This window comes from Ramlibacter agri, assembly GCF_012927085.1.
Classification (GTDB): domain Bacteria; phylum Pseudomonadota; class Gammaproteobacteria; order Burkholderiales; family Burkholderiaceae_C; genus Ramlibacter; species Ramlibacter agri.
The window spans coordinates 662,387-682,811 of sequence record NZ_JABBFX010000001.1 but is presented as its reverse complement, the minus strand read 5'-3'; the positions used below and the strand labels follow the sequence as shown (position 1 = coordinate 682,811).

17 protein-coding genes are annotated in these 20,425 nt (G+C 68.9%); 4 read left to right on the top strand and 13 right to left on the bottom strand.

Annotated elements, in window-relative coordinates; genetic code table 11:
- Positions 1-9 precede the first annotated feature (9 nt).
- From HHL11_RS03280 to def, 6 genes are read right to left on the bottom strand one after another with little or no spacing between them, the layout of a single operon-like run.
- Positions 10-1,203, bottom strand: a complete 1,194-nt coding sequence (locus tag HHL11_RS03280) for a phosphoglycerate kinase (protein WP_169417012.1) — start codon at positions 1,201-1,203, stop codon at positions 10-12.
- A gap of 45 nt (positions 1,204-1,248) precedes the next feature.
- On the bottom strand, positions 1,249-1,590 hold the full coding sequence (locus HHL11_RS03275; RefSeq protein WP_169417011.1) for an AzlD domain-containing protein: 342 nt from the start codon (positions 1,588-1,590) through the stop codon (positions 1,249-1,251).
- A 58-nt stretch (positions 1,591-1,648) separates the two neighbouring features.
- Positions 1,649-2,386 carry an AzlC family ABC transporter permease gene (locus HHL11_RS03270; protein WP_169417010.1) on the bottom strand — a complete coding sequence of 246 codons (738 nt, stop codon included), beginning with the start codon at positions 2,384-2,386 and terminating at the stop codon, positions 1,649-1,651.
- Positions 2,387-2,389: 3 nt separating this feature from the next.
- Positions 2,390-3,349 carry a methionyl-tRNA formyltransferase gene (gene fmt / locus HHL11_RS03265; protein ID WP_169417009.1) on the bottom strand — a complete coding sequence of 320 codons (960 nt, stop codon included), beginning with the start codon at positions 3,347-3,349 and terminating at the stop codon, positions 2,390-2,392.
- On the bottom strand, positions 3,349-3,852 hold the full coding sequence (locus HHL11_RS03260; RefSeq protein WP_169417008.1) for a hypothetical protein: 504 nt from the start codon (positions 3,850-3,852) through the stop codon (positions 3,349-3,351). The genes fmt and HHL11_RS03260 overlap by 1 nt, the downstream gene beginning before the upstream one ends.
- A gap of 19 nt (positions 3,853-3,871) precedes the next feature.
- Entirely contained in the window at positions 3,872-4,387 is a 516-nt protein-coding gene (def, locus tag HHL11_RS03255) for a peptide deformylase (protein ID WP_169417007.1), read from the bottom strand.
- A 138-nt stretch (positions 4,388-4,525) separates the two neighbouring features.
- Here def and HHL11_RS03250 point away from each other — a divergent pair, with 138 nt between their 5' ends.
- From HHL11_RS03250 to HHL11_RS03240, 3 genes are all read left to right on the top strand, one after another.
- Positions 4,526-5,758 (top strand): LysM peptidoglycan-binding domain-containing protein, encoded by a 1,233-nt coding sequence (locus HHL11_RS03250; RefSeq protein ID WP_169417006.1) that lies wholly within the window; start codon positions 4,526-4,528, stop codon positions 5,756-5,758.
- Between the two features lie 4 nt (positions 5,759-5,762).
- Complete coding sequence (gene dprA / locus HHL11_RS03245; RefSeq protein ID WP_169417005.1) at positions 5,763-6,872, top strand: DNA-processing protein DprA; 1,110 nt, start codon at positions 5,763-5,765, stop codon at positions 6,870-6,872.
- Between the two features lie 73 nt (positions 6,873-6,945).
- Positions 6,946-7,425: a Smg family protein gene (locus HHL11_RS03240; protein WP_169417004.1), complete on the top strand. Its 480-nt coding sequence runs from the start codon at positions 6,946-6,948 to the stop codon at positions 7,423-7,425.
- Between the two features lie 14 nt (positions 7,426-7,439).
- On the opposite strand, the gene HHL11_RS03235 is transcribed toward HHL11_RS03240, so the two are convergent.
- The 5 genes from HHL11_RS03235 to HHL11_RS03215 form a co-directional block, all read right to left on the bottom strand.
- Positions 7,440-10,010, bottom strand: coding sequence for a DUF1631 family protein (locus HHL11_RS03235; RefSeq protein ID WP_169417003.1), 2,571 nt, complete (start codon positions 10,008-10,010; stop codon positions 7,440-7,442).
- A 10-nt stretch (positions 10,011-10,020) separates the two neighbouring features.
- The gene (gene secF, locus HHL11_RS03230; protein WP_169417002.1) at positions 10,021-10,977 is read right to left on the bottom strand and encodes a protein translocase subunit SecF; all 957 of its coding nucleotides are present in this window, start codon (positions 10,975-10,977) and stop codon (positions 10,021-10,023) included.
- 81 nt (positions 10,978-11,058) lie between these two features.
- Complete coding sequence (secD, locus tag HHL11_RS03225; RefSeq protein ID WP_169417001.1) at positions 11,059-12,939, bottom strand: protein translocase subunit SecD; 1,881 nt, start codon at positions 12,937-12,939, stop codon at positions 11,059-11,061.
- Between the two features lie 71 nt (positions 12,940-13,010).
- On the bottom strand, positions 13,011-13,343 hold the full coding sequence (yajC, locus tag HHL11_RS03220; protein ID WP_169417000.1) for a preprotein translocase subunit YajC: 333 nt from the start codon (positions 13,341-13,343) through the stop codon (positions 13,011-13,013).
- 115 nt (positions 13,344-13,458) lie between these two features.
- The gene (locus HHL11_RS03215) at positions 13,459-17,016 is read right to left on the bottom strand and encodes an indolepyruvate ferredoxin oxidoreductase family protein (RefSeq protein WP_169416999.1); all 3,558 of its coding nucleotides are present in this window, start codon (positions 17,014-17,016) and stop codon (positions 13,459-13,461) included.
- Between the two features lie 96 nt (positions 17,017-17,112).
- On the opposite strand from HHL11_RS03215, the gene HHL11_RS03210 reads away from it, so the two are divergent.
- On the top strand, positions 17,113-17,589 hold the full coding sequence (locus HHL11_RS03210) for an Lrp/AsnC family transcriptional regulator (RefSeq protein ID WP_169416998.1): 477 nt from the start codon (positions 17,113-17,115) through the stop codon (positions 17,587-17,589).
- Here HHL11_RS03210 and HHL11_RS03205 read toward each other — a convergent pair.
- Together HHL11_RS03205 and HHL11_RS03200 are read right to left on the bottom strand one after the other, a co-directional pair.
- On the bottom strand, positions 17,586-18,236 hold the full coding sequence (locus HHL11_RS03205; protein WP_169416997.1) for a hypothetical protein: 651 nt from the start codon (positions 18,234-18,236) through the stop codon (positions 17,586-17,588). The genes HHL11_RS03210 and HHL11_RS03205 overlap by 4 nt on opposite strands.
- Complete coding sequence (locus HHL11_RS03200) at positions 18,233-20,377, bottom strand: alkaline phosphatase family protein (RefSeq protein WP_169416996.1); 2,145 nt, start codon at positions 20,375-20,377, stop codon at positions 18,233-18,235. The genes HHL11_RS03205 and HHL11_RS03200 overlap by 4 nt, the downstream gene beginning before the upstream one ends.
- Positions 20,378-20,425 lie beyond the last annotated feature (48 nt).

Below are 20,425 nucleotides of genomic sequence, written 5' to 3'. Positions count from 1 at the left end.
CAGGAGACGTCAGCCGTTCGCGCGCTTGGCCAGGATCTCGAAGGCCGGCAGGGTCTTGCCCTCCAGCACTTCGAGGAAGGCGCCACCGCCGGTGGAGATGTAGCCGATGTCCTGCTCGATGCCGTACTTGGCGATCGCGGCCAGGGTGTCGCCGCCGCCGGCGATGCTGAAGGCGTCGGACGCGGCGATCGCGCGCGCGATCGTCTCGGTACCGTGGGCGAAGGCGTCGAACTCGAACACGCCCACCGGGCCGTTCCAGACGATGGTGCCGGCCGCCCCCAGCTGCTGCGCCAGCTTCTGCGCCGTCTGCGGGCCGATGTCCAGGATCAGGTCGTCGGGCGCCACGTCCTGGGCCGCCTTGACCGTCGCCGGCGCGTCGGCCGCGAAGGCCTTGGCCACGACCACGTCGGTCGGGATCGGCACCTCGGCGCCGCGCGCCTTCATCGCGGCGATCACGGCGCGGGCGTCCTCCACCAGGTCGGCCTCGGCCAGCGACTTGCCGATCGGCAGGCCGGCGGCCAGCATGAAGGTGTTGGCGATGCCGCCGCCGACCACCAGCTGGTCGACCTTGTCCGCCAGCGACCTCAGGATCGTGAGCTTGGTCGACACCTTGGAGCCGGCAACGATGGCCACCAGGGGCCGCTTCGGATTGGCCAGTGCCTTGGTGATGGCATCGATCTCGGCGGCCAGCAGCGGGCCGGCGCAGGCCGTCCTGGCGTACTGCGCGATGCCGTAGGTGGAGGCTTCGGCGCGGTGCGCCGTGCCGAAGGCGTCATGGACGAAGATGTCGCACAGGGCGGCCATCTTCTGCGCCAGCGCCGGGTCGTTCTTCTTCTCGCCCTTGTTCAGGCGGCAGTTTTCCAGCAGCACGACTTCGCCCTGCTGCACGTCGACGCCATCCACCCAGTCCTGCTTCAGCGTGACGGGGCGGCCCAGCAGGTCCTGCAGGCGCTTGGCCACCGGCGCCAGCGAATCTTCCGGCTTGAACTGGCCTTCGGTCGGGCGGCCCAGGTGCGAAGTGACCAGCACCGCCGCGCCGCCGGCCAGCGCCATCTGGATGCAGGGCACCGAGGCCCGGATGCGGGTGTCCTCGGTGATGTTGCCGGCATCGTCCAGCGGGACGTTCAGGTCGGCGCGGATGAACACGCGGCGGCCGCGGGCCAGGCCTTGGTCGCACAGGTCGGAGAAGCGCAGGACTTTCATGGAGGCGTTTCGTTAGGGGCGAAACCATCCATTCTAGGAAACCGGCTACCAGCCGAGGCCGAGATGCAACGGAAGATACACAGCCATGCCGCCGATCAAGGTCAGCAGCACGCTGCGGCGCCAGTAGAACAACAGGGCGCCGGCAGCGGCTGCGTACAGCCGCGCGTCCTGCCAGGTCGCTACCAGCTGGCCGTTGCTCATCACCACTTCAGGCACGACGACCGCCGCCAGCGCGGCCACCGGCGCGTAGTGCAGCGCCCGGTGCGCCCAGTTCGGCAGGGCCCAGGGCCGGTCCAGGATGAAGAAGAAGCAGCGTGCGATCACCGTCACGGCCGCCAGGCCGAAGATGACGAACAGGGTCCAGGGATCGGTTTCTCCAGGAGTCACAGGAGCACCTCCGTGCTACGCACTCCGGTGCGCGCCCCTTCGGGCGGCCGTGCGGGGCTCACGCCGCCTGCTCCTTGAGCGACTTGGGCATGCGCCCTTCAAGCCAGAAGCAGGCAATCACCGCCACCGCGATGGCCGTGATGATGTTCAGCTTCAGCGGCAAGGCATAAGCGGCCACCGCGGCCACGCCGGCGACCACCAGCGCCAGCAGGCGCAGCGGCGTGTTGGCCAGCGAACACAGCACGCCCAGCAGGCACAGCACGCCGGCAAAGCCCAGCCCCCAGGCGCTGGGGATCAGGTTGCCCAGGCCGACGCCGACCAGGCTGGCGCCGCACCAGGCTGTCCAGGTCAGGAAATAGCTGCCCGCCAGGTTGGCTTCCTGGGCCAGCCGGCCTTCAGCGTCGGTCGCGGGCTCGGGAAACTGGCGGGTGAAGACCGCATAGGTCATGTCCGCGGTCAGGAAGCCGTTGATGAGCCGCCGCCAGCGCGGCAGGTGCATCAGGTAGTCGCGCAGGTGCAGGCTGAACACGACGAAGCGGAGGTTCACGCAGAAGCCGGTGGCCCAGATCACCCAGGCCGGCGCGCCGGCCACGATCAGCGGGATGGCGGCCAGCTGCGAACTTCCCGCGTACACCAGCATGGTCATGGCGACGGCTTCGGTCACGCTCATGCCGGAGCGGACCATGGCCACGCCGGTCATCAGGCCCCAGGCGGCGATGCCCGGTGCGACCGAGGCGATCGAGCGCATGCCCTGGCGAAACTGCGGATGCCGGTGGATGGAAGGCAGGAAGAACATCGATCAGGGCGTGAAGCGCTCGCCCGGCTCCAGCGGGAAACCGCGCAGGAAGTCGGCCGCGGCCAGGCGCTTGCCGCCGGGGCGCTGCAGTTCCGTGAGCTCCAGCCGGCCTTCCCCGCAGGCCACGCCGACGCCGTGCTCGTCGAGCGCGACGATGGTACCCGGCTCCACGCTGCCGCGCCCGCGCATCACCGCGCGGGCCTTCCACAGCTTGACGGTCTCGCCGCGCAACTGGCCGGCGGCGCCCGGGAAAGGATCGAAAGCGCGGATGCGGCGCTCGATGGCGTCGGCCGGCAGCGACCAGTCCACGGCCGCTTCCGCCTTCTCGATCTTGTGGGCGTAGGTCACGCCCTGTTCGGGCTGCTTGACCGGCTGGAAGCCGCCGCAGGCCGCGAGTTCCAGCGCCTCGACGATCAGCCGGCCGCCCAGCGCCGCCAGCTTGTCGTGCAAGCTGGCCGTGGTGTCGTCGGGCGCGATGGGCTGGCGCTCTTCCAGCAGCATGTCGCCGGTGTCCAGGCCCGCGTCCATCTGCATGATGGTGACGCCGGTTTCCGCATCGCCGGCCTCGATGGCGCGGTGGATCGGCGCGGCGCCGCGCCAGCGGGGCAGCAGCGAAGCGTGGATGTTCAGGCAGCCCAGGCGGGGCAGGTCCAGCACCCATTGCGGCAGGATCAGGCCGTAGGCGGCGACCACCAGCACGTCGGGCCGGGCTTCGAGGAGCGCGTCACGCGCGGCGGCCGCTTCGTCGGGGAACTTGCCATCCAGGCGCAGGCTGCGCGGCTGGGCCACCGGGATGGCGCGCTCCAGCGCGAACTGCTTCACCGGCGAGGGCTGCAGCTTCATGCCGCGGCCGGCCGGCCGGTCCGGCTGGGTCAGGACAAGGGGAACGGTGAAGCCGGCCGCGGGCAGCCGCTCGAGGGCGGCGCGGGCGAATTCCGGCGTGCCGGCGAAAGCGACCCGCATCACCGGGAGGCGCGATCGTTGGGCGCGTTGATCATCTCCATGCCGGGATGCGCGCGGGCCACCACGCCTTCAGGCGTGAAGTAGATCCAGTAGAACATGTCGGTGTCGGTGGCGCGCCAGCGATAGGTCCAGACCGGACCGTTCCAGGAGGCGACGCGGTCGATCGTCGCTGGCGGGCCGAAATCATATTCGACGTCTTTCGTCGTCCACTTGCCGGGCTGGATCTTCTGCAGGTTGGCCTCGGTCAGCATCTGGCCGGAATCGACCACGCGGCCGCTGGCGTCGAGGTCCGCCACGAAGACATAGCGCCCCATCGGCTGCATCGTGTACAGCAGGCGCTCGCCGCCCTCGGGCCGCGGATAGGTGCGCGCCGGCTGTCCGGCGCGGGCCAGCACGTCCGCCTTGGTGGAGCCCGGCGGGATGTCGGCGACGTTCCAGGGGTTGGCGGCGCAGGCCGCAAGCAGCACGGACAGGCCCAGGACGGGCAAGGCAGGCAGGCGCACGAAGGTCTCCTTCAGGGACCTAGACGCGCTCGGTCGTCTCGCGGCGGGCCTTGAGCATCTTGGTCTTGATGCGGTTGCGTTTCAGCGGCGACAGGTACTCGACGAACACCTTGCCGCGCAGGTGGTCCATCTCGTGCTGGATGCAGACCGCCAGCAGCCCCTCGGCCGCGATTTCCCGGGACTGGCCGTGTTCGTCCAGCGCTTGGACCCGGATCGCGCTGGAGCGTTCCACGCCGTCGTAGATGCCGGGCACCGACAGGCAGCCCTCGTCGCCCACCTGCACCTCCTCGCTGGCCCAGGTCAGCTCGGGGTTGATCAGCACCATGGGCTCGTCGCGCTCCTCGGAGGTGTCGATGACGATCAGGCGCTCATGCACGTCCACCTGCGTGGCGGCCAGCCCGATGCCATTGGCGTCGTACATGGTTTCCAGCATGTCCTTCACCAGCGCGCGGATGCGGTCGTCGACGGCGGCGACGGGCTTGGCGACGGTGTGCAGCCGGGGATCGGGATAGACGAGGATGGGGAGCAGGGCCATGCGCGGTAGATGGGGGCGTTGTCGCTATTTTCGCCACTTTTGCCCCCACCGACAGGCTACAAAGGCAATAAACATTGCGTAAATCAAGGACTTGAGCCCAGAATCGTTCGTAACTTGTCAAGAGCGGACGAAAACGAGATGGCTCCAACCAAGGCAGCTTTTGGCGCGGCTACGGGAGGCCTTGCGGCCTGCGCCGCCATTGCACTGGCCTGCGTCGCCGTGGTCACCACCGCGGCCAATGCCCAGAATTTTCCCATCACGCCCCAGCAGCGGAACACCGCTGAAGTGGTGGCGCAAAGCGGTATTCCGCTGTCGGAACTGTCGCCCAAGGCACCCGACAGCTACACCGTCAAGCGCGGTGACACTCTGTGGGCGATCTCCGGCCTGTACCTCCTGCGCCCGTGGCGCTGGCCCGAGCTGTGGGGCATGAACATGCAGGAGATCCACAACCCGCACCGGATCTACCCCGGGCAGGTGCTTTACCTGGAAAAGGTCGGCGGCATGGCGCGCCTGCGCGCCGGCCCGATCCCGCCGCAGGCGCCGCTGGAGACGGTGCGCGTCTCGCCGCGCGTGCGCTTCAATTCCCAGGCTGACCTCGGCATCCCGACCCTGTCGCCGCAGGCGATCGAACCCTTCCTGAACGAAGCGATCATCGTCAACGACGGCGAGATGGACCTGGCCCCGCGCTTCGTGGCCGGCCCCGAGGAGCGCGTGCTGCTGACCCGCGGCGACCGCGCCTACGCAATGGGCCGCGCCGGCACCCCGCTGGTGGAAAGCGATCCGCGCGTGATCGACCAGTTCCGCGTGTTCCGCGAAGCCAAGCCACTGCGCGACCCGGTCACCAATGCCATCCTGGGCTACGAAGCCGCCTACCTGGGCGCCGCCGAACTGGTGCGCAGCGAAAGCGTGCAGCCGATCCGCACGGCCAGCGGCGGCGTGGTGAACACGCCCGTCCCGGCCACGGTGGACATCACCCGGGCCCGCGAAGAAATCCGCATCGGCGACCGCCTGGTGCCGGAACCACCGCGCCAGATCATGAGCTACGTGCCGCGCGCGCCGTCGACGCCGGTGGATGGCACCATCGTCTCGGTGTACGGCGATGCCGTCGCGCTGGCGGGCCAGAACCAGGTGGTGGCCATCAACCGCGGTACCGCCGAAGGCATGGAGCCTGGCGTGGTGCTGGCGATCCAGAAGGCCGGCGCCGCCATCAAGGACCGCTCGCAGCGCGGCGAGATCGTCCACGTGCAGCTGCCGGACGAGCGCAACGGCCTGATGATGGTGTTCCGCACCTTCGACCACCTGTCGTATGCGCTGATCCTGCACATCACCGACGTCGTGCAGGTCGGCGACCGGTTCACCTCGCCGAAGTAGCGCGATGGAGCGCGAGGAACTCGCAGCCTGGCTGCGCCTCGCGCTGACTCCCGGCCTGGGCAGCGCCGCCGGGCGCCGGCTCCTCAAGGGCTTCGGCCTGCCCGGCGCCATCCTCGCCCAGGACGTCGCCACCCTCTCCCAAGTTGTCGAACGCAGCGCCGCCCAGGCGCTGCTGGCCGCGCCGGAGCGCTTCGAGCCGCAGCTCGAAGACACCTGGCGATGGCTGCAGCAGGACACCGGACGGCGCGCGATCGTCACGCTGGCCGACCCCGACTATCCCGCTTCGCTGCTGCAGATGGCCGACCCGCCGCTGCTGCTGTACCGGCAGGGCCTGCCGCTCTCGGCAATGCGGCCCGCCATCGCCATCGTCGGCAGCCGCAACCCCACAGCGCAAGGCCTGCAGAACGCGCGCCGCTTCGCCCGCAGCCTGTCCGAAGCGGGGCTGACCGTGGTGTCGGGCCTCGCGCTGGGCGTGGACGGCGCCGCCCATGAAGGCGCGCTGGAAGGCGCGCCCGCCGGCGTGCTCGCAACGATTGCGGTGGTCGGCACCGGCCTGGACCGCGTCTATCCGCGGCAGCACCACGAACTCGCCCACCGCATCGCGGACAGCGGCACGCTCCTGAGCGAATATCCGCTCGGCACGCCGCCGCGGCAGGACAACTTCCCGCGCCGCAACCGCCTGATCGCCGGCCTCAGCCAGGGCACGCTGGTGGTGGAGGCCGCGCTGCAGTCCGGTTCGCTGATCACCGCGCGCATGGCGGTGGAACAGGGCAAGGAAGTGTTCGCCATCCCGGGCTCGATCCATTCACCCCAGGCCCGCGGCTGCCATGCCCTGCTGCGCGAAGGCGCCAAGCTGGTGGAGAGCGCACAGGACGTGCTGGAGGAATTGCGGCTCGCCCCGCGCACGCCGGCGGCCGCGATGGCGGAAGCGCCCGAAGGCGAACCCGATCCGCTGCTCGAAGCCATGGGCTTCGACCCGGTGACGCTGGATGCGCTGATCGCGCGCACGGGCATCCCGGCGCCGAAGCTGCAGGCACAGCTGCTCGAACTGGAACTCGCGGGCCACGTGGCGCGTTTGCCGGGGGGCCTGTTCCAGCGCGTCGCGAGCGCCTGATCGACGCACGCGAGCAACGGTTATTGGAAAGCCCCTTGCCGAGCTGCAACGGTTTCCGGCTATATTGGGGTTCATGCTTGAAGTGCTGGTGTTCGTTTACGAAAACTACTGGCGCGGCGATGCCTGCCCCGAGCTCCACGCTCTGGAGCGCAAGCTCAGCGCCCATGGCTTCGAACCCGATGAGATCCACGAGGCGCTGGTCTGGCTCGATGGTCTCAATATCGCGGCGCAGACCATCTGCCTGCCGCAGGAAACCGAAGCCGAATGGAAGCCCGCGCCGAGCGACGCCGCGATGCGCGTGTACTCGGTGGCCGAGCAGGACCACCTGGGCGCGCAGTGCCTGGGCTTCGTCAGCTTCCTCGAAAGTTCCGGCGTGCTGCCGCCCGCGCTGCGCGAGATCGTCCTCGACCGCGCGATGGCCGCGCCCGCTCCGGTGCAGCTGGACGCGCTGAAGATCATCGTGCTGATGGTCTACTGGCGCTTCGGCCACGAGCCGGATGCGCTGATCCTCGACGAGCTTTGCGACGACTCGGAGGACCGCGTCGCGCACTGAAAAGGCGGACAGCCTTACTGCAACAGCCGCTCCGGATTCGCATCCAGCTTCGCCAGCGCATCGCGCGTGGCGCGCACCGTCAGCGCTTCCTCTTCGTTCGGCACCAGCAGGGCCGCCTGCAGGTAGGCGGCCAGGCGCCGCACCGGCATCAGGTAGCAGTGGCCGTCGCTGGCCGCGAACAGGTGGAGCTGGCGGCGTTCGCTGGCCCAGGCGTACTGCACCTGGGTCATGCGGCCGTTGTGGTCCAGCGTGAACCAGGTGCCCAGCTGCAGTTCGTTGGCCCAGGACATCATGGCCGCGCCCGGCTGCGAGCCGCCGGAGCTGATCACTTCGATCATCGAGGCGTCGATGCCCAGCATCAACTCGATGCTTTCCTGGTCCAGCGGCAGTTCGCCGGCGTCGTCGTCGGAGACGAAGTCTTCCAGGTTCGCCAGCCGCTTGGTCATCTCCTCGATGCGCGCGTGCGGGATGGCTTCGGTCTTGGACATGAAGGCGTCGGCCAGCGTGTCGCCGATCACCTTGATGTGCGTTTCCTGGTCGTTGGGCTGCACGCCCAGCAAGGTCATGCCGCGGCGCAGGCGCGCCAGCAGATCCGGCAGTTCCTGGATCACCTTGGCGCGGTCGTTGCGGTTCGGCTTGGCCGAAGCCGCCCACACCAGGTCGGACGCGGACTTCTTCAGCGCCAGCGTCTCGTCGTTCTGCGGGCCGTTCTTGACGGCGGCCACGGCCAGCACCTCGGCCCAGACCTTGAACAGGAACTCGCGGATCTCCTCGCGCACCGGCACGTCGCTGAGCATCTTGCGCAGCTCGATGGTGTACTGGATCGCCATCGTTTCCTTCTGCTCCACCTGCTGCGCCACGCTCACCAGCTTCTGCGTGGGGCCCTTCTGCGTGAGGAAGCGCGAGAGGAACTTCTGGAATTCGTCGTAGACCAGCTGGAACACGCGGCGGCCGGTCTCGGGGTACTGCTCGATCACCTGCACGATGCGCTTGATCTCCTGCTCCAGCTCGCTGCCGCCGATGGCGGCGGCGTCGAAGCCGAGCACGCAGGAACCCATGCGGTCGATCAGCTGGCGCGCCGGGTGTTCCAGCGAGCCGAAGAACTCGGGTTCGGCCAGCGCCACCCGCAGCACGGGCATCTGCAGCCGCGCGAACCAGACGCGCACCGCCGGCGGGATGCGCTCCTCGGCCAGGATGCTCTGGAACATCAGGGCCACGATCTCGATGGTCGCCTTCTCGTTCGAGGTGGCGGCCTTGTTCTTCAGGTCCTGGGTGCGGCTGCGCAGGTCCAGCGCCACCTGGGCGACGGCGGCGTCGTCGAAGATGACGATGTCGCCGGCCGACTGCGCGGCTTCGGCCACGCGCGTCTGCACCTGGGTCTGCACCTGCGTGGCATGCGCCGTGACGGCATCCATCAGGCCGGCGCTCGGGCGCATGCCGCCCTGCTGCGCGGCATCGAAGCCGGCCACGCGTTCGCTCAGGAGCCGGCGCAGCTGGCCCAGCACGCCGGTGGCGCGCGCCTTGGCCCGAGCCAGCGGCGTCTGGCCGGTCGCGCCGCCGTCCATGCCCATGCCGCCGGGCCCGCGCGTGGCGGGACCGACGCCGAAAGTCGAGGCCGCAGCGCCGCCCGGGCCATAGCTGCCACCGTTGCCACCGCCATAAGCGCCGCCGCCGTAGCCGCCACTCGGGCCGCCGGCCATTGCCGCACCAGGCTCACCGCCCGGGCCACCGGGCCCGCCGCCGTAGCCACCAGACCCGCCAGGTCCGCCGGCGCCACCGCCACCGCCGTAGCCGCCGGGCGGGGCAAAAGCCGAGGCCGCACCGCCGCCACCTCCGTGGCCAGCCCCACCACCACCGCCACCGGCACCGGCGGTGCCGCCAGCGCCGCCATCGGCCGCCGCGCCCGTGCCGGCCGCGCCGCCGCGCCCCGGCGTGGCCGGCGGACGCTTCACGCGCGAGGTGAGGTCGATCTCCGGCAGCACGCCGCGGTCGACCAGGAATTCATTGGCCTGGCGATAGCCTTCCACCGCCCGCGGCACGATCTTGCCGGCGATGGTGTCCTTGACCGCGGTCCAGGTGTCGCGCGGCAGTTTGCAGGCCATCCACTGCTCCACCAACAGCTGCGACAAGGCCTCCGGCCGGAGCACGTCCTCGCTTGCCAGCTCGTCGCCGCCTTCCAGGTGGTGGATGCGGGCCATCAGGTCGTTGAGGTCCCAGACCGCCTTTTCCGACACGGCCATGGCGAGCCGCGAGGACAGGATCTTGTTCTCGACGACGTCGTCGCCGATCAGCTCCAGCGCCGCCAGCTGCATGCGCACGCGGCTGGTGGCGGTGGCCGGAATGACGGCGCGGCGCCAGGCGCGCGCCGCCGATTCGGCCCACTTGGCCGCTTCCCGCTCGAAATCGACCAGCGCGTCGCGGCGCTGGTGCATGTCGCGGCTGGAGGTGGCGTTGGACATCTGCTCGGACAGCGCCGTGCGGATGTCGTCGCACAAACCGGGCAGCACGCCCTCCATGTGCGCGACGAACCGCTCACGCGCCTGCCGGGCCAGGGGCGTCGCGGCGGGGGTGAGGGTGGTCGGCATCAGGCGGTCCTCAAACCGTCGCGCCCGCGTTGGGGTCGTTGGGGTCGGTCTCGCGCTTGCCGCCGCCGTGCTTCACCAGGTCTTCGCGCTTGATGCCCAGCCACATGGCGATGGCCGCGGCCACGAACACCGAGGAGTAGATGCCGAAGCAGATGCCGATGGTCAGCGCCAGCGCGAAGTAGTGCAGCGTCGCGCCGCCGAACAGCAGCATCGACAGCACCATGATCTGCGTGCAGCCGTGGGTGATGATCGTCCGGCTGATCGTCGACGTGATCGCGTTGTCGATCGTCTGCACCGTGGTCAGCTTGCGGTACTTGCGGAAGTTCTCGCGGATCCGGTCGAAGATGACGACCGACTCGTTGACCGAATAGCCCAGCACCGCCAGCACGGCCGCCAGCACCGCCAGCGAGAACTCCCACTGGAAGAAGGCGAAGAAGCCCAGGATGATCACCACGTCGTGCAGGTTGGCGATGATCGCCGCCACGGCGAACTTCCACTCGAAGCGCACCGCCAGGTAGATCATGATGCCGATCACCACCGACGCCAGCGCCTTCAGGCCGTTGGAGACCAGCTCCTCGCCGACCTGCGGGCCGACGAACTGCGCGCTCTTCAGGACGACGCTGGCATCGACCGCCTTCAGGGCGGCCAGCGCGGCGTCGCTCTGTTGCGCGGAACTCACGCCTTTCTGCGCCGGCAGCCGGATCAGCAGGTCGCGGGCGGTCCCGATGTTCTGGACCTGCACGTCGTGGTAACCGAGGCCGGAGACGGCGCGGCGCACCGCTTCGACGTCGGCCGGCTGCGAATAGGTCACCTGCATGACCGTACCGCCGGTGAATTCGACCGACAGGTGCAGACCCCGCGTCACGAGGAAGAACACCGCGGCGAGGAAGGTGATCAGCGAGACCACGTTGAAGATCAACGCGTTCTCCATGAAGGGAATGTCCCGCCGGATCTTGAAGAACTCCACTGCCTTTTCCTTTGATCAGGGGGGTCCGCCGCCGGCCTCCCCAGTTCTTCGCCCGCCCCTCTCGGGACGGGCGAGTTTCTTCTACTCAGCCTTTATAGCGCCATCCGCGCCAGGCCGCCAGACGGTACCAATAGATACCGACTTCAACTTCTTCTTCCGGCCGTACCAGAAGTTCACCACGCCGCGCGAGAAGAACACGGCGGAGAACATCGATGTCAGGATGCCGATGCAGTGCACGACCGCGAAGCCGCGGACCGGACCGGTGCCGAAAGCCAGCAGGGCAATGCCGGCGATCAGGGTGGTGACGTTCGAGTCCAGGATGGTCGCCCAGGCGCGGTCGTAGCCGGCGTGGATGGCCGCCTGCGGCGAGCTGCCGTTGCGCAGCTCCTCCCGCACCCGTTCGTTGATCAGCACGTTGGAGTCGATGGCCATGCCCAGCGCCAGGGCCATGGCGGCCATGCCGGGCAGCGTCAGGGTCGCCTGCAGCATCGACAGCACCGCCACCAGCAGCAGCAGGTTGACCGCCAGCGCCAGGCCGGAGAACAGGCCGAACAGCTGGTAGTAGATGGCCATGAACACCACGATGGCGACGAAGCCCCAGGTGACGCTGTGGAAGCCCTTGGCGATGTTCTCGGCGCCCAGGCTGGGGCCGATGGTCATTTCCTCGATGATTTCCATGGGCGCGGCCAGCGAGCCGGCGCGCAGCAGCAGCGCGGTGTCGTTGGCTTCCACCGTGTTCATGTGGCCGGAAATCTGCACCCGGCCGCCGCCGATCTCGCTGCGGATCACCGGCGCCGTCACGACCTGGCCCTTGCCCTTTTCGAACAGCAGGATGGCCATGCGCTTGCCGACGTTCTCGCGCGTGACGTCGCGGAAGATCCGCGCGCCCTTGGCGTCCAGCGTCAGGTGCACCGCGGCTTCCTGGGTCTGGTTGTCGAAGCCGGCCTGGGCGTCGGTGAGGTTTTCGCCGGTCAGGATGACCTGGCGGCTCACGATGACGGCGCGGCCATCGCGGTCCAGGAAGCGCTCGGAGCCAAAGGGCACGGCGCCGGAGCCGAGTTCCGCGGCGCGGCCCTCGGTGCTCTCGTCCACCATTCGCACTTCTAGGGTGGCGGTGCGGCCGAGGATGTCCTTGGCCTTGGCGGTGTCCTGCACGCCGGGCAGCTGCACGACGATGCGGTCCAGCCCCTGCTGCTGGATCACCGGCTCGGCCACGCCCAGTTCGTTGATCCGGTTGTGCAGGGTCACCATGTTCTGCTTCAACGCCTGTTCCTGCACCTTGCGGGCGGCTTCGGGCTTGATCGTGGCGTGCACCGTGGTGGTGTCGCCGGCCACCGTCTCGGCCAGCACCAGGTCCGGGAACTGGTCGGCCAGCACGCCGCGGGCGGCTTGCAGGGCGGAGGCGTCGCGGAACTGGATATCGATGGCCTGGCCGGTGCGGGAGATGCCGGCGTGGCGCACGTTCTTGTCGCGCAGCACGGTGCGGATGTCGCCCGCGAAGGACTCGGCCTTCTTGGTCAGGGCCGCCTGCATGTCCACCTGCAGCATGAAGTGCACGCCGCCGCGCAGGTCCAGGCCCAGGTACATGGGCTGGGCGCGCAGGGCGGTCAGCCAGCTCGGGGTGGCCGAGATCAGGTTCAGCGCCACCACGTAGGAGGCGTCGTTCGTGTCCGGGACCAGGGCGTGCTGGATGGCGTCCTTGGCCTTCAGCTGGATGTCGGTGTTGGCAAAGCGCGCCTTCACCGAATTGGCGTCGCGGTCCACCATCAGCGGCTGGATGCCGGCCTGGGCCAGCGCCTGTTCCACCCGCTGCTGGGTGGTGGCGTCGATCTTCACCGTGGACTTGGCGGGGGAGACCTGCACCGCCGGATCCTCGCCGAAGAAGTTGGGCAGGGTGTAGAGCACCCCGATCAGCAGCGCGACCGCGATGATCGCGTACTTCCAGAGGGGATAACGATTCATGTGTTGAGCGTTGAGCGTAGCGCGTTGAGCGGAATTCAGGCTCGCTGAACGCCCAACGCCGAACCCCGAACCTACTTGAGCGAGCCCTTCGGCAGCACCTGGGTCACGGCGGAACGCTGCACCTGGACTTCCACGCCAGGCGCCAGCTCCACCTTCAGGAACTGGTCTTCCAGCTTGGTGACCTTGCCGATCAGGCCGCCGGAGGTGGCCACCTCGTCGCCCTTGGCCAGGGCGTCGATCATGGAGCGGTGCTCCTTCTGGCGCTTCATCTGGGGCCGGATCATGACGAAATACAGGACCACGAACATCAGCACCAGCGGCAGCAGCTGGCCGAAAGAGCCGAACATGTCGCTGCCTGCGGCGGCGGCCGGCGCCGTTTGGGCGAAGGCGGAAGAAATGAACACGGTGTCTCCAGGGCCGGTCGGCCGTCAACGGGGAAAGTGCGCCCGTGGCGCAGCCGCGCTGGGGGCTGCGCCACGGTGAGAAGCCGGATTGTATGCGGGCTGTCCCCGCGCCGAGTCAGGCGGCCTGGCGCACGGGCTCGCGCCACTGCTGCATCAGGGCGTCCCACTGCGGCTGCACGGCCGCCAGGTTGCGGGCCTTGACGTGGCCATAGCCCTTGACCTGCTCCGGCAGGCGGGCGATGGCCAGCGCCTGGGCGTGGTTGCCGGCGTCCAGGCGCTGCAGCAGTTCTTCCACCGTCGCCCGGTATTGGGCGATCAGGGCCCGCTCGCCACGGCGCTCCTCGGTGCGGCCGAAGATGTCCAGCGCGGTGCCGCGCAGGCCCTTGAACTTCGCCAGCAGCCGGAACAGGTGGACGGTGGCCGGGCCGAACTTGCGCTTGACCAGCTCGCCGCGATCGTTGGTCTTGGCCAACAGCGGCGGGGCCAGGTGGTAGTGGATCCTGAAATCGCCCTCGAACTGCGCCGCCACCTTTTCGCGGAAGCCGGTCTGGGTGTGCAGGCGGGCAACCTCGTATTCGTCCTTGTATGCCATCAGCTTGAACAGGCCGCGGGCCACCGCCTCGGCCAGCGCCGTCTTGCCCAGCGCCGCCTCGGCCACCCGCACCCGCTCCACCAGTTCGCGGTAGCTCTGGGCATAGGCAGCGTCCTGGTAGTCCGTCAGGAACTCGACCCGGCGGGCGACCAGGCTTTCCAGCGTCTCGCGCTTCTTGAATTCGACGACCTGGGCCGGCTGCAGCAGCGACTCGACCTTCTTCCAGTCGTGGGCGGCATGGCGACCCCATTCGAAGGCGGCCTTGTTGGCGTCGACGGCCACGCCATTGAGCTCGATCGCGCGCATCAGCGCGTCGCGGCCCAGCGGCACCCAGCCCTTCTGCCAGGCGAAGCCCAGCATCATCGGGTTGGTGTAGATGCTGTCGCCCATCAGCTTGGTGGAGGCCGCGTCGGCATTGAAGGCAGCCAGGTGCTCGGCGCCGACCGACTTGCCGATTTCGGCCGCGCAGGCATCCGCCGGGTTCGCCCAGTTGGCGTTCTTCACGAAGGCGGCGGTCGGCGCGCTGTGGCCGTTCAGGGCGACCCGGGTCCGGCCGGCCCGCATGCGCAGCACCGTTTCCTTGCCGCCGGTGACGATGGGATCGCAGCCGATGATGAGGTCGGCGCCGGCCATGCTGACGCGGGTGGTGCGGATCGCTTCCGGCGAATCGGCCACCAGCACGTGGCTCCACGTGGCGCCGCCCTTTTGCGCCAGGCCGGCGGCATCCTGGGTGACGATGCCCTTGCCTTCGATGTGCGCCGCCATCCCCAGCAGCTGGCCGATGGTGATGACGCCGGTGCCGCCGACACCCGCGACCACGATGCCATAGGCCTCGGAGGTGGCCGGCAGCCGCGGCTCCGGCAGTTCGCCCAGCGCATAGGGCGAGGCCGCTTCCTGCTTCGCCTTCTTCTTCAGCGCGCCACCTTCCACCGTGACGAAGCTGGGGCAGAAGCCCTTGAGGCAGCTGGTGTCCTTGTTGCAGGTGCTCTGGTTGATGGTGCGCTTGCGGCCGAACTCGGTTTCCAGCGGCTCCACCGACAGGCAGTTGCTCTGCACGCTGCAATCGCCGCAGCCTTCGCAGACCAGGTCGTTGATCATCACGCGGACGGCCGGGTCTTCCATGGTGCCGCGCTTGCGCCGGCGGCGCTTCTCGGTGGCGCAGGTCTGGTCGTAGAGGATGGCGGTGGTGCCGGCGATCTCGCGCAGTTCGCGCTGGATGCGATCGAGCTCGTCGCGGTGGTGCACCGTGACGTCCGGCGGCAGCGCCGCGCCGTCGTACTTGGCGGGCTGGTCGGTCACCACCACCAGCTTGCTGACGCCTTCGGCCACCAGGCTGTGCGCGATCTGCAGCGGGCTGTGGCCTTCGGGCCGCTCGCCGACCGGCTGGCCGCCGGTCATGGCCACCGCGTCGTTGTACAGGACCTTGTAGGTGATGTTGACGCCGGCCGCGATGGACTGGCGGATCGCCAGCAGGCCGCTGTGGAAGTAGGTGCCGTCGCCCAGGTTGGCGAACACGTGCTTCTCGTTGCTGAAAGGCTGCTGGCCGACCCAGGGCACGCCCTCGCCGCCCATCTGCGTGAAGCCCACGGTGGCGCGGTCCATCCAGGTCGCCATGAAGTGGCAGCCGATGCCGGCCATGGCGCGCGAGCCTTCCGGCACCACGGTGGACGTGTTGTGCGGGCAGCCGGAGCAGAACCAGGGCGTGCGGTCGCCCTTGACTTCCACCGCCGCCATCGCCTGTTCCTTGGCCTGCAGGATGGCGAGTTGCGACTCGACGCGGGCGCCGATGTCGCCTTCGAGGATGCCCAGCTTCTTCAGGCGGTGCGCGATGGCGCGGGCGATGAGCGCCGGCGACAGGTCCGCATTGGCGCGCAGCAGCGTGTTGGCCGAGGGGTTGGGCATGCTCCATTCGCCGCCGGAGTAGTCGCCTTCCACCTGGTCGAACTTGCCCAGGATGTTGGGCCGCACGTCCGGGCGCCAGTTATAGAGTTCTTCCTTCAGCTGGTATTCGATGACCTGGCGCTTTTCCTCCACCACCAGGATCTCGCGCAGGCCCTGCGCGAACTCGCGCGTGCCCTGCGCTTCCAGCGGCCAGACCACGGCGACCTTGTGCAGGCGGATGCCCAGCTGGCGGCACGTGGCGTCGTCCAGGCCCAGGTCCAGCAAGGCCTGGCGCGTGTCGTTATAGGCCTTGCCGCTGGCGATGAGGCCGAAGCGGTCGTTGGGGCCTTCGATGACGTTGTGGTTCAGGCGGTTGGCGCGGATGTAGGCCAGCGCGGCGTACCACTTGAAGTCGAACAGGCGCGCCTCCTGTTCCAGCGCATGGTCCGGCCAGCGGATATGCACGCCGCCGGGCGGCATGGGGAAGTCCGTCGGGACGACGATCTGCACGCGGTCCGGGTCGATCGTGGCGGTGGCGCTGGATTCGACGATCTCCTGGATCGTCTTCATGCCCGCCCACACGCCGGAGTAGCGGCTCATGGCGAGGGCGTGCAGGCCCAGGTCCAGGATCTCCTGCACGTTGGTAGGGAAGAACACCGGCAGGCCGCAGGCCTTGAAGATGTGGTCGCTCTGGTGGGCGGCGGTGGAACTCTTGGCCACGTGGTCGTCGCCGGCCACCGCGATCACGCCGCCCCAGGGCGTGGTGCCCGCCATGTTGGCGTGCTTGAAGACGTCGGAACAGCGGTCGACGCCCGGGCCCTTGCCGTACCAGATGCCGAAGACGCCGTCGAACTTGTTGCTGCCCGCCGGCGCGAAGCCCAGTTGCTGCGTGCCCCAGATGGCGGTGGCGGCCAGTTCCTCGTTGACGCCCGGCTGGAACACGATGTTCTGCGCCTGCAGGTACTTGCGCGCCTTCCACAGCGCCTGGTCGTAGCCGCCCAGCGGGGAGCCGCGGTAGCCGCTGATGAAACCGGCGGTGTTCCGGCCCTGCAGCGCGTCGCGCTGGCGCTGCAGCATGGGCAGCTTCACGAGGGCCTGCACGCCGCTCATGAAGGCGCGGCCGTAGTCCAGCGAGTACTTGTCATCGAGCGTGACGGTTTCGAGCGCCTTGCGGATATGTTCGGGCAGGGGTGCGTTCATGAGGAGCGAGTGTAGGGACGACTCGCCGATATGTCTTTGCTTTTTGTGCCCGAAATGGCCTAGGATGAGAAAGGATCTTTCTCAATCTGGCCAAAAATGGAAAAGCTCGACCGCTTTGACGTCCAAATACTGAACGAGCTGCAAGCCGACGCGCGCCTCACCAACGCCGAACTGGCGCAGCGCGTGGGCCTGTCGGCCGCGCCCTGCTGGCGGCGCGTGCGGGCGCTGGAGGAGGCGGGCTACATCAAGGGCTACCACGCCGAGATCGACCGGCACCGCATCGGCCTGGGCGTGCTGGCCTTCGTGCGGCTGGATGCCGACCGCAACACCGGCGAGAGCACGCGGGCGATGGAAGAGGCGATCAAGAAGATCCCGGAGATCGTGTCCTGCCACTACATCAGCGGCGCCGGCACCTTCGAGATGCAGGTGGTGTCGAGCGACCTGAACAGCTTCTCGCAGTTCGCCCGCGAGGTGCTGATCAACCTGCCGAACGTGAAGGACATCCACACCAGCTTCTCGCTGGGGGAAGTGAAGGCCAGCAGCAGCTGGCCTCTCAAACAGCTGAAGCCCTAGTCTTTCTCGATGTCGCCGTTGGCGTCGTTGCGCACGAAGTCCCGGTCGTGCACCTCGAACACGCTGGCCCGCACCGGGCCGCGCTGCAGCTGCGTCACGCGCCAGACCTCCTGCCCCTCGTCCGACACGATCGATAGCGGCAGCGCGGCGGCCTGGCTCCAGCAGACCTTGCTCGCGCGGCCCTCCTGCGTGAGCTGGTACCAGTCGCAGGCGGCCAGCGGCTTGCCGGCGCCGGCCGGTGCGGAGACGCGGGCGAGCTGGTAGTCGCCGCGCGGATGGCGCAACGCATGCGCCAGCTCGAACCAGTCGGTGAAGCTGCCGATGCGAAACAGGTTGCTGCGGTCGATGCGGGTCGAGATGCGGCGCCGCAGGTCCAGCACCGTCATGCGGTATTCCGGCTCGTGGGCCGAAGCGCGCACCGCGTAGCTTTCCACCTGGCCGTCGGTCACCCGCTTCAGGCGCAGGCCGCGGTCCACCCAGGCCTCGAGCTGGTGGGACGCGCCGCGCGCCTGGTACTCGGCCTGGTAGTGCAGCGACACCGGCGCTTCCGCGAAGGCTTCGTCGAAGCGCAGCGCGCGCTCCGGAGCCGCCGCCGCAGCCGTCGCCAGCAGCGCAGCCGCGAGCGCAGGAACGCGAACCAGCCTCACTGGCGCACCGCCTTCGCGTAATCGAAGTAGCGGTAGGTCCGGCCGCCCACCGTCAGGTCCTTGACCGCCAGGTTGATGGTGTAAGTGCCCTGCGTGAGCGCGGCATCGGCCGTGGCGCCGGTCGGGTCGTTCGGCACTTCGAAGCGCAGGCCGGTGGCGGCGCTGGCAGGCGCCACGACGCTGCTGGTCACGGCGGGCGCGGCGCTGCTGCGGGGCTGGGCCAGTGCTTCGTCGATCACGCGGCCGTCGGCCTGGTCCATGGACAGGCCCAGCAGCCAGGCGACGGTGGGCGCGACGTCGACGTTGCCGGTCGGCGTGGCGATCGCGACGGAGCCCTTGAAGGACGGACCGTTGGCAATCAGCGTGTTGTGCACGTCGTTGATGCCGAAGCTGCCGTGCATGCCGCGCTGGCCGCCGATGCTCTCGAACTCGATGCCGGGCATGCCCTGGACGCTCACCGTGCTGTCCCAGCTGAAACTCACCACCACGTCGGGTTGGCCCTTGTCCTTGCGCGTGGCGTTCTCCAGGTTCACCTGGTTCAGGGTCAGCGTGCCGGGGAGGGCGCCGTAGCGGCTGTCGACGAAGATCGCGCCGTATTCCTGGCGCTGCTGCAGGAACTTGACGAGATTGCGCACCGTCGCGGCGTCGTGGCCTGGCACGTAGAAGTAGTCGGAGCCGCCATTGGTGGCCACGACGATGCCGTTGGCCGGCACCTTGCCCGGGGCCGGCACCTTGAAGCTGGCCACCGGCGCGGGCAGCGTGGCGCTGATTGCCTGGTACTTGGTGTTGGCCGCGCCGCACAGGGCGCCGCTCGCATCCACTTTGACCGGCACGGTGGGCACGCCGGCGGCGCTGAGGCCCAGCATCGCGGAAGTGCTGCAGCCGGCGCCGTCGTAGGCCTGGAAGCCGCGATAGGTCAGCAGGTCGGCGGAACGCACATCGCCCGAGAACGAGAAGCCGTTGGCCGCCACCGCGCCGATGGCCGCGGCGCTCGTGCCGCTGGTGGCGCCGTTGACCGCCGGGCCGTTCGGCGCCGTAGCCGACGCCGTGATCGCGCGCAGCGGGTACAGCGCGAGCGGGCCCGAGACGGTGGAGTGGCCGTGGTCGGACACCACCACGATGTTGGTGTCGTCCATGTGGTTGGCGTGCAGCGCCACGATCAGCTCGCCGAGGCGCTCGTCCTGCGAGCGCAGGCCGGCGATGGCGTTGGCGCTGCCCGGGCCGTAGCCGTGTTCGACGTTGTCGGGCGTGCGGAACCAGATCAGCGACAGCATCGGCTTCTTCACCGGCAGGATGTACTGCAGGAAGGCGGCCAGCATGTTGCGGTTCGCCGCGTTCTCCGGCGCGCCCTGCGTCTTGTCGGCGGAGTCGCGGGCGCTGACCGTCAGCTGCCCGGCCGGGTCGTAGGCCGTGGTGTTGAAGGTGATGTAGCCCGCGCGCGCCGTCGGGTCGCCGTTGTTGGCGGACAGCGTCACGGCATCGGCGCCGGAGTAGGTCTTGGTGGTGTTCACCGGCAGCGGAATGCCGGCGGCCTGCAGTTCGCCCACCAGGCTGCGCGGCATCACGGTGTTCTCGTCCAGGAAGTAGCCGCCGCGGCCCAGGTCCTGGATGTAGGCGGCGCCGGACTTGCCGATGGTGGCGGTGCTCAGGCCCGCGGCCTGCGCGGTGGCGAACAGCGTCTTCACCAGCAGCAACTGGCCGCCGTAGTAGTCGTTCAAGGTGCTGAGGACCTGGTAGTCCTCGGTGAACACCGGGTCCGCGTAACCCTGCGCCGCGCCGCTGGCGCCCTGGCCCGCCGGGATGGTGTTGCCGCTGCCCTGCGGCGGCGTCCAGAAGGTGTTGCCGTAGAAGCCGCTCGTCTTCGGGAAGGAACCCGTCGCGAACGCCGAGCCGTTCATCATCGTGAACGTCGGGTAGGTGGAATGGTTGTCCGTGAAGTTGACGCCCGTCTGCCGCAGCGCGTACAGGTTGGGCGTGTCGGTCGGGTTCACGGAATCGGGCCGCAGTCCGTCCCACACCATGATGATGGTGCGGGTGGGCTGCACGGTGGCCGCCGGCGCGAGGGTGTAGTCCCTCCCGCCGCAGGCGGCCAGAGCCAAGAGAGTCAATGCTCCCGCGGCCAGCTGGAAATGGCGCTTCATCTACCCTTCTCCTGTTGTCACTGCGTTGTGCGCGCAGGCTAGCCGCGG